Source organism: Streptomyces sp. PA03-6a (genome assembly GCF_033792765.1).
GTDB lineage: Bacteria > Actinomycetota > Actinomycetes > Streptomycetales > Streptomycetaceae > Actinacidiphila.
The window spans coordinates 1-8,842 of record NZ_JARAVK010000315.1 but is presented as its reverse complement, the minus strand read 5'-3'; the positions used below and the strand labels follow the sequence as shown (position 1 = coordinate 8,842).

Annotated in this window: 6 protein-coding genes and 1 pseudogene; 4 read left to right on the top strand and 3 right to left on the bottom strand. The window is 73.8% G+C overall.

Annotation, left to right across the window (positions count from 1 at the left end; genetic code table 11):
* Nucleotides 1-79: 79 nt before the first annotated feature.
* Nucleotides 80-688 (top strand): annotated as a pseudogene (locus PV350_RS41130) (TerD family protein); the annotation flags it as partial.
* 68 nt (nt 689-756) lie between these two features.
* Here PV350_RS41130 and PV350_RS41125 read toward each other — a convergent pair.
* Nucleotides 757-2,223 (bottom strand): alkaline phosphatase PhoX, encoded by a 1,467-nt coding sequence (locus tag PV350_RS41125; protein ID WP_499511195.1) that lies wholly within the window; start codon nt 2,221-2,223, stop codon nt 757-759.
* Nucleotides 2,224-2,388: 165 nt separating this feature from the next.
* The gene (locus PV350_RS41120; protein WP_499511196.1) at nt 2,389-3,918 is read right to left on the bottom strand and encodes a hypothetical protein; all 1,530 of its coding nucleotides are present in this window, start codon (nt 3,916-3,918) and stop codon (nt 2,389-2,391) included.
* A 351-nt stretch (nt 3,919-4,269) separates the two neighbouring features.
* Between PV350_RS41120 and PV350_RS41115 the strand changes: the two genes are divergently transcribed.
* A complete protein-coding gene (locus PV350_RS41115) occupies nt 4,270-4,848 on the top strand; it encodes a suppressor of fused domain protein (protein WP_500338508.1) in 579 nt (192 codons plus the stop codon).
* A 29-nt stretch (nt 4,849-4,877) separates the two neighbouring features.
* On the opposite strand, the gene PV350_RS41110 is transcribed toward PV350_RS41115, so the two are convergent.
* Complete coding sequence (locus PV350_RS41110; RefSeq protein ID WP_500338506.1) at nt 4,878-5,738, bottom strand: alpha/beta fold hydrolase; 861 nt, start codon at nt 5,736-5,738, stop codon at nt 4,878-4,880.
* A 43-nt stretch (nt 5,739-5,781) separates the two neighbouring features.
* Here PV350_RS41110 and PV350_RS41105 point away from each other — a divergent pair, with 43 nt between their 5' ends.
* Both PV350_RS41105 and PV350_RS41100 read left to right on the top strand, forming a co-directional pair.
* A complete protein-coding gene (locus PV350_RS41105) occupies nt 5,782-7,509 on the top strand; it encodes a dolichyl-phosphate-mannose--protein mannosyltransferase (RefSeq protein WP_500338505.1) in 1,728 nt (575 codons plus the stop codon).
* Nucleotides 7,510-7,654: 145 nt separating this feature from the next.
* The gene (locus tag PV350_RS41100; RefSeq protein ID WP_500338503.1) at nt 7,655-8,749 is read left to right on the top strand and encodes an aromatic ring-hydroxylating oxygenase subunit alpha; all 1,095 of its coding nucleotides are present in this window, start codon (nt 7,655-7,657) and stop codon (nt 8,747-8,749) included.
* Nucleotides 8,750-8,842 lie beyond the last annotated feature (93 nt).

Here is an 8,842-nt window from a genome sequence, read left to right as displayed (position 1 = left end):
ACCACATTAAGGTTTTTGGAAAGTGTTCAGGGGGCAGGAAATTGGTTAAAGAGACAGGGTTGTCTCTTGCCGGTGGCGGGCGGGCCCCCCCGCCCCGCCGGCCGGCACCGGCAAGATCAACCTGGACAAGGGCCGGGTCAACCTCCAGAAGAACCAGACGGTCTCCCTGGTCAAGGGCGGCAAGCCGCTGATGACCTCGGTCCGCATGGGCCTCGGCTGGGAGCCCGCCTACCGCGGCAAGGACATCGACCTGGACGCCTCGGTCATCGCGTACGGGCCGCAGCGCAACCACATCGAGTCCTGCTACTTCGGCCGGCTCACCATCCTGGGCGGGGCGATCCAGCACTCCGGCGACAACCTCACCGGCGAGGGCGCGGGCGACGACGAGGTCATCACCGTCCACCTCGGCGGGCTGCCGCCCGAGGTCACCGGGCTGGTCTTCACGGTGAACTCCTTCTCCGGCCAGAAGTTCAACCAGGTGGCCAAGGCCTACTGCCGCCTGCTGGACGGCACGACGGGCGAGGAGCTGGTGCGCTTCGACCTCACCGGCGCCGAGCCCCGCACGGGCGTGATGATGGCGAAGTTCGTCCGCCAGTTCTCCGGCGAGTGGGAGATGACGGCGCTGGGCGACTTCGTCGACTCCCGCACCGTGAAGGGCATGGTCAAGCCCGCCGCGCAGGCGCTCTGAGCGACGCGGGTGCGCCCGGTGGTCCGTGCGGGGCACGGACCACCGGGCGCGGGTGGTGCGGTCGCAGCTCAGCAGGCGCCGCCGTGGCCCTGGCGGCGCCACGGTCCGGTGATGGCCAGCATGATGCCCGGCACCTGGATGTTGGCGAACAGCGTCCTGCCGTCGGGCGAGAAGGTCACACCGGTGAACTCGCTGTACTCCGGCTCCTGCGCGGTGCCGATGTTCAGCTCGTTGCGGGCGATCGGGTAGGTGCGGCCGTCGCCGAGCGCGCCGAACAGGTGCTGCTGGCCCTCGCCGTCCTCGGCGATGACCAGGCCGCCGTAGGGCGAGACGGTGATGTTGTCCGGGCCGTCGAAGGCGCCGTCGACCGACGGGTCGGGGTTGACGCCCAGGAGGACCTTGAGGGTCAGGGTGCGGCGCTTGGGGTCGTAGAACCACACGGCACCGTCGTGGGACGCGCCCGGGCTCTCCTCGCGGGCGTAGGAGGAGACGACGTACACGCCGCCGTCGCCCCACCACATGCCCTCCAGCTTGCGGGCCCGGGTGACCTCGCCGGCCGCGAACTGCTTGCGGACGGAGGTGGTGGCGGCGTCGCGGTCCGGGACGTCCACCCAGTCCACGCCGTAGACCGTGCCGATCTTCGTGGCGCGGGACAGGTCGTCGACGAACTTGCCGCCGGAGTCGAAGCACTTGAAGGCCTGCAGCACACCCGCGTCGGCCTTGAGGGCGCGCAGCTTGCCGCGGCCGTGGTGGAAGCCGGCCGGCGGGGTCCAGCGGAAGAACAGGCCGTTGGGGTTGGAGGCGTCCTCGGTGAGGAAGAGGTGGCCGCGCTTGGGGTCGACGACGACCGCCTCGTGCGCGTAGCGGCCCAGGGCCTTGATCGGCTTGGGGTCGCGGTTGGCCTTGCGGTCGTACGGGTCGACCTCGAAGACGTAGCCGTGGTCCTTCAGGAAGCCGTTCTTGCCGGCCTTGTCCTCGGTCTCCTCGCAGGTCAGCCAGGTGCCCCAGGGGGTGCGGCCGCCCGCGCAGTTGGTGACGGTGCCGGCCACGCCGACCCACTCCACGACGTGGCCGCCGTGCTGGGCGACCTCGACGATGGTCACGCCGCCGGCCGCGCCGGAGTCGTAGACCAGGCCCTCGGTCAGCGGGACCGGGTGCGGCCAGTCGGCGCGGGCGCCGGCCAGCTCGTGGTTGTTGGCGAGCAGCGTGGCGCCGCGCAGCCCCTCGAAGGTCGCGGTGCCGTCGTGGTTGGAGGGGGTCGACTCGCCCGACTCCAGCTTGGTGACGCCGGTCCGGGTGATGACGCGGTACGAGAAGCCCTTGGGCAGGGCCAGGATGCCCTTGGGGTCCTTGATCAGCTCGCCGTACCCCAGCTGGCCGTGGTGCCGGGACGCCCCGGCCTCCGCGGCGGTCGCCGGGGCCTCGGCGGCGAGGGCGCCCGGTGCGGTCGCGAGGACGTCGACGGTTCCGGCCAGCGCGACTCCGGCGCCGGTGATCGCCGTGCGCTTGGCGAAGTCTCTACGGGTGAGCGGCATCGTTGTCTCCTGGGGCCACGAGGTCACTGCTCTGCCGCAGTCACGCTCCCGCCCCGTGGCGAACGGAAGTTGAACTGAGCGGGACATTCCGACGCCCATTCCCTGAGGCGTTCGGGCCTCCTCCGCGCCCCGTTCCGCACCCCGTCCCGCGCCGCGGCAGGCGGCTCAGGGCGCCGCGGGTCCCGCCGAACGGGCCTTGAACGCGGCCTTGCGCGCCTCCTTGGCCAGCCGCTTGTCGGGATGGATGCGGCCCATGGCCTCCAGGACGTCGGCGGTCGCCGGGTGGTCCACCCGCCAGGCCGCGGTGAAGAACCCGTCGTGCCGGGCGACGAGGTCGGTGACCAGCTCGCTCAGCAACTCGGGGTCGTCGTCGGCGTCGAGCTGGGCGGCGATGGTGTCGACCGTGAGCCAGAAGATCATGTCCTCGTCGGGCGCCGGGACGTCCGCCGCCTCGCGTTCGGTCAGCCAGACCCGGGCCAGTCCGCCGAGCTGGCGGTCGGCCAGGACCTCGCGCAGGGCCGGCTCGGCCTCGTCGCCGAGCAGGCTCAGGGTCTGCTGGGCGACCAGCCGGCGGCCGGGCGCGTTGCGGTCCTCGCCGCGCGCCGCCTCCAGCAGCTCACGGGCCGCGTCGTACGGCTTGCGGTTGCCGAGCCACGCGTCGGCCTCCCGGCGGGCGATCTGGTCCGGGTACCGGAACAGCGCCTCCAGGAGGGCGGCGGCGGGCTCCCCGGCCAGGTCGCCGGCGACCGGGGCGTGCAGGCCGGCCTCGACCATCCGGGACCGCACGCCGTACACGCCGAGCGGGGTCAGCCGCACCAGGCCGTACCGGGAGACCTCATCGGGCCCGATCTCCTGCGGGAAGGCCACCGTCCCCTCGGCGGGACCGGCGTCCTCGGACTCGGCCTCCTCGATCAGCGCCTCGTCCAGCGGCTGGTACTCCAGCAGCCCGGTGGTCGTGAGCAGCCGGAAGTGCTCGTCGAGGCGCATCATCACCTCGGTGACGTCCTCCAGCAGGGCGTCGCTCGGCTCCTCCACGTCCTCGGGGACGACGAGGGAGGCGGCCAGGACCGGCAGCGGCACGGCGTCCTTGGCGTCGCCGCCGGAGTCCTCCATGACGGTGAAGAGGTAGAGGTTGGCGAGCGCGCCGTCGAGGAACTCGGCCTCCTCCTCCGGGTCCCAGTCCAGGGTGCTCAGGTCGACCTCCCCGTCCGGGCCCAGTTCCTCCATCAGGCCGTCAAGGTCGGGGGTCGCGGCCTCGGCCAGCGCCGTGTCCAGTGCGGCGAGCCACAGCTCCAGCACCTCGCGGGGCTCGCCCGCGTCCAGCCGCGTCAGCGCCTCGCCGGGCACGGCGCGCCCCGCGGGCTCGTCCAGCGCCACGCTCGGGGCGCCGCCCTCCTCGTCCTCGTCCGCGGTGTCCGCGATGTCCAGGTCCACGAGGCCCGCGTCCACGGCCACGCCCCAGGCCTGGGTCGTCTCCGCCGGGCCGTCCGGCTGCTCCTCCAGGCCCAGCTCGCGGACCGCGCCCGGGACGTCCTCGGCGGTCAGCTCCCCCATCGCGTCCACGGTCACGTGCGGCGCGCACCAGCGTGCCAGTCGTACCGCGCGGTCGAGGAGCGGTACGGCGAGTGCGAGCCGCGCCAGCTCCTCCTCGGGCAGCAGCCTCACCGGCGGCAGGTCGAGGCGGTCAGCGGCCATGGCGGGATCTCCAATGCAGCGGTGTCCGGGGGCGCGTGAGCGCGCAGCACCAGCCTAGACGTGCGGGCGCCCGGCGGGTGCGCTTCGGCCTCCCGTCACCCGTCGTTACCGCAACGGACGCGCGAGGCGTCGGCATTGGCGCGCGTCGGCGGACCCGGGAGGACGACCACGGCGGCTCCGCCCGTCAGCGGTGTCACTTCCGCCCCACCGCCGTGGCCTGGCACCGGTGCGCACGTCGCGGAGCCCGCGCCACACGGCGCGCACCGGTGCGCGGCAGGGCGTGCGGCGGGCCCCTCGCGCCCCACGGGGTGGGACGGGGGCGGGCGCCGGGCACCTGGCATGATCCCCGCCATGACGACGAGCGGGGCGGACCCGGCGCAGGAGGCGCTCGACCGGCACGTGCGGACGTTCTTCGCGGGCCACCCGGTGGGCACGGCCGACCACGACCTGGGCGACGGACGGCGCGGCACGGTCCCCGGGCTGCGGGTCCTCGAGGTGGGCCCGGGCCCCCGCGGCGACTACTGGACCTACGTCACGGCCGGTCGCGGGTCACGGGCCGACCGCGACGGCCACCGCCTCGAGTTCGTCCTGACCGCCCCGGCCCGCGACCCCCGCTTCGCCGACCTGATCGCCCACTACCACCGCGGTCCCCGGCCGCATCCGCTCGACGTGGGCCACAGCCTGCCGCTCGGCGGGCCCTGGGTCCCCGGTTCGGCCTGCGACCACATCCTGGTCAGCCTCCCGTACCTGCACGGCCCCGATCTGGAGGTGTGCCGGCTGCCGGGCGGCCACGCCCGTCTGCTGTGGCTGCTGCCGGTGACCGCGTCCGAGATCGCCTTCCGCCGCGAGCACGGCACCGAGGCACTGGAGCGGCGCTTCGACGACGCGGGGATCCTTCCGCTGGATCTGCACCGGGCACCGGTCGTCTGAGCCGGGTCGCTCCGCGGGCGCGGCCGTGGTCAGTCGTGCGGGAGGAAGTCCTCCAGGGCCTCCAGCCAGGCGTCGGGCTGGTCGACGTGGGCCATGTGCCCCGCCTCCTCGATCACCGCGGCCCGCGCGGACGGGAGGAGCCGCAGCGTGGGTGCGACCAGGCCGACCGGGAAGGTCATGTCCTGCCGTCCGTGCAGCAGCAGCACGGGCACGCCGAGCGCCGCGAGCCGCCCGGGGTCGCCCGGGCGGCGCGGCCCCGGCAGTGTCCCGGCCTGCCAGGGGCGCAGCCATTCCGCGGTGAAGCGGACGCCGCGCAGGACGTCGAGGTAACCCGGCAGGGCCTCCTCCCGCCACACGTTCGCCCGCGCGGAGGCCACGGCGGCCGCACGCGTGAGGGCCGCTCCGGACAACGAGGGGTCGGACCACACCGCGGCCTCCGCCGCCAGCCGTTCCTCGCGCTCCCGCCAGCCGTCGAAGGCGTCCGGCGGCACCGGCAGGACACTGCTCGACGCGATCACCAGGCGTCGTACACGCCCGGGCGAGGCCAGGGCGAGGCGCTGCGCGATCAGCCCTCCGTACGAGAAGCCGAGGACGTCCGTCCGCCCGATCCCCAGGGCGTCCAGCAGCCGCACGAGGTCGGCGGTGGCCGCGTCCGGCGTGTAGTGGGCGTCGGCGAGCCCGCGCGTGGAGCGCCCGCAGCCGCGCAGGTCCGGGAGGACGATCCGGCGGTGCCCGGCAAGCCGGTCGAGCGGCCGGCGCAGGTACGTGTGGTCCCAGTCGGGTCCGCCGTGCACCACCAGCAGCGGCGGGCCGGACGGACGGCCGGCCCGGGCGACGAACAACTCCACCGCCGGGTCGTGCGAGACCGGCACCAGCATCTCCTCGAACACGGGGGCCAGTATGACGATCCGACAACGTCCCTAGGATGGCCGGGTGACGACGGACACCGCTACGCCGGACAGCACCGAAGACGCCGCCGGCGGCCCCCGGGCGGCGACCGCCGCCGACTGGCCGCTGCGACTGCGCCGGTTCGGCCACAGCCCACGCCCCCGGACCGACACGCGCGAGCGGCTGGTCCCGCCCTTCCCCGAACCGGGCACCCGGACCTGGCAGGCCCTGGGCCTGGGTCCGGCGCGGGCGCACCGCGCCGCACGGGCCATGGGCTGGCTCGGCCCCGTCCTGGTCGCCGTCCTCGCCGGCGTGCTGCGCTTCGTGGACCTCGGCAGCCCCCGCGCCATCGTCTTCGACGAGACGTTCTACGCCAAGGACTCCTGGTCCCTGCTCCGGCTCGGCTACGAGGGCACCTGGCCCGACCGCAAGGTCTCCGACCCGCAGATCCTGGGGGACCCCCAGGTCATCCCGCTCTCCGAGACCGGCCACTTCATGGCACACCCGCCGATGGGCAAGTGGGTGATCGCCCTCGGCGAGTGGATGTTCGGCCTGAACCCGCTCGGCTGGCGCTTCATGGCGGCCGTGCTCGGCACGCTGTCGGTGCTGATGCTGTGCCGCATCGGCCGCCGGCTGCTGCGCTCCACGGCACTGGGCTGCCTCGCGGGCGGCCTGATGGCGGTGGACGGGCTGCACTTCGTGATGAGCCGGGTCGCCCTCCTCGACGTGGTCGTCATGTTCTTCGTGCTGGCGGCGTTCGGCTGCCTGCTGATCGACCGCGACCGCGCGCGGGCCCGGCTCGCGGCGGCCCTCCCGGTGGGGCCCGACGGCTTCGCCGGGCCCGACGCGGTCACCGGCGCCCGCGCGGGAACCGGCCCGCGTCCCTGGCGGCTCGCGGCCGGCGCGCTCCTGGGCCTGGCCTCCGCCGTCAAGTGGAACGGCCTGTACTACCTGGCGTTCTTCCTGCTGATGACCGTGCTCTGGGACGTCGGCGCCCGCCGTCTGGCCGGGGCCCGCCGCCCCCGCCGCGCCGTGCTCCGCCGCGATCTCGGCTGGTCCTTCCTGTCCCTCGTCCCGGTCGCCCTGGTCACGTACCTGGTGACCTGGACCGGCTGGTTCCTCAGCGACGACGGCTACGGCCGGGACTGGGCCGACGGGCGCGGCGGCACGTGGTCGTGGATCCCGGCGCCGCTGCGCAGCCTGTGGCACTACGAGTACGGGGTCTACCAGTTCAACGTCGGCCTGGAGGACCCGCACCCGTACCAGTCCAACCCGTGGAGCTGGCTGGTGCTGGGCCGTCCGGTGTCCTTCTTCTACGAGTCCCCCAAGCAGGGGCAGGACGGCTGCGGCGCCGCCAACTGCTCGCGGGAGATCCTCGCCCTCGGCACGCCGCTGCTGTGGTGGGCGGCCTGCTTCGCCCTCGTCTACCTGCTCTACCGCTGGGCGCTGCGCCGTGACTGGCGCGCCGGCGCCCTCCTGTGCGCGGTCGCCGCGGGCTACCTCCCGTGGTTCCACTACCAGAACCGCACCATCTTCTCCTTCTACGCCGTCGTCTTCCTCCCCTACCTCTGCCTGGCCCTCGCCATGACGCTCGGCGCGCTCCTCGGCCGGCCCGGCGCCGGCGAACGCCGCCGCACCTACGGGGCGGTGGCCGCGGGCGTCCTCGTCCTGCTGATCGTCTGGAACTTCATCTACTTCTTCCCGATCTACACCGGTCAGACGATCCCGTACGACGACTGGCACGCCCGGATGTGGCTGAACACCTGGATCTGACCCGGCCGCCCGGGGCCGGGATACCATGCCCGCCCGTCCAGGTAGCCGCGTCCGGAGGTGTGCGATGGCACGTCCCGTCTTCCCCGAGGCCCCCGTCCCGCCCGGTTAACTGGACCGGTCGCTGCGGCCGTTCGGAACGTCGACGATGCTGCCCGGCGAGGCGTACACCTCGGCCGCCGTCCTCGACTGGGAGCGGCGGCGCCTGTTCGCCGGCACCTGGTGCTGCCTCGGCCGCGTCGACGAGCTGTTCACGAGGCCGGACGGGACCGCCGTCACGCAGCGCGCCCTGGTCGTGGGCGACGTCCCGGTCCTGCTCACGCGCTCCGGGGACGGCGGCGCCGTCCGCGCGTTCGCCAACACCTGCCGGCACCGCGCCCACGAACTCCTGCCCGAGGGCGGCACGGGCACCCGGGAGATCGTCCCGTGCCCCTACCACGCCTGGGCGTACGGCCTGGACGGCGCGTTGCGCAGGGCGCCCGGCTTCCAGGACGTGCCCTCCTTCGAGCGCCGGGACCACGGGCTGGCCGAACTGCCCGCCGTCGAATGGCACGGCTGGGTCATGGCCAACGCGACCGGCGACGCGGTCCCGTTCGCCGAGCACCTCGGCGGGATGGGCCCGCTGGTCGACCCGTACGCCCCCGCGGAACTGAAGGCCGCCGAGCGGCACGCGTACACGGTCCGCGCGAACTGGAAGGTGATCGCCGAGAACTACCACGAGTGCTACCACTGCCCGCTGATCCACCCCGAGCTGTGCGCCGTGTCCCCGCCGACCAGCGGCGACAACTACGACCTGCCCGGCGCATGGGTGGGCGGCGCGATGGACCTGCGGGACGGCGCGGAGACGATGTCCCTGACCGGCCGGTCCCGGGGGACCTTCATCGACGGCACGGACCGGCGCCGCGTGCTGTACCTCGGCCTCTTCCCGAACCTGCTGCTCTCCCTGCACCCCGACTACGTGATGACCCATCTGCTCGTCCCGGAAGCCCCGGACCTCACCCGGGTCACCTGCACCTGGTACATACCCGAGGGCGTGGCCGACGCCTCGTACGCCGTGGAGTTCTGGGACCGCACGAACCGGCAGGACTGGGCCGCCTGCGAGTCGGTGCAGCGCGGCCTGGCCTCCCCGCACTTCCGCCCCGGCCCCTTCGCCCCCAACGAGGACGCGGTCCACCGCTGGGTCACGATGGTCGGCCGCGCCTACCGCGGCACGCCCCCGTGGGAACCGCTCGACCCCGCCTAGGTGTATTGACCCGCAGCGTTGTTGACGCGGCTGATTGGGGGCTTGCCTCCGAGTGCGGTGTGGCAGCGATGGTGGTTGTAGGTGTGGAGGAAG

Coding starts and splice junctions, on each gene's coding strand:
- PV350_RS41100 (WP_500338503.1), top strand. CDS start 7,655: ATGCTGCCCGGCGAGGCGTACACCTCGGCCGCCGTCCTCGACTGGGAG.
- PV350_RS41120 (WP_499511196.1), bottom strand. CDS start 3,918: ATGGCCGCTGACCGCCTCGACCTGCCGCCGGTGAGGCTGCTGCCCGAG.
- PV350_RS41115 (WP_500338508.1), top strand. CDS start 4,270: ATGACGACGAGCGGGGCGGACCCGGCGCAGGAGGCGCTCGACCGGCAC.
- PV350_RS41125 (WP_499511195.1), bottom strand. CDS start 2,223: ATGCCGCTCACCCGTAGAGACTTCGCCAAGCGCACGGCGATCACCGGC.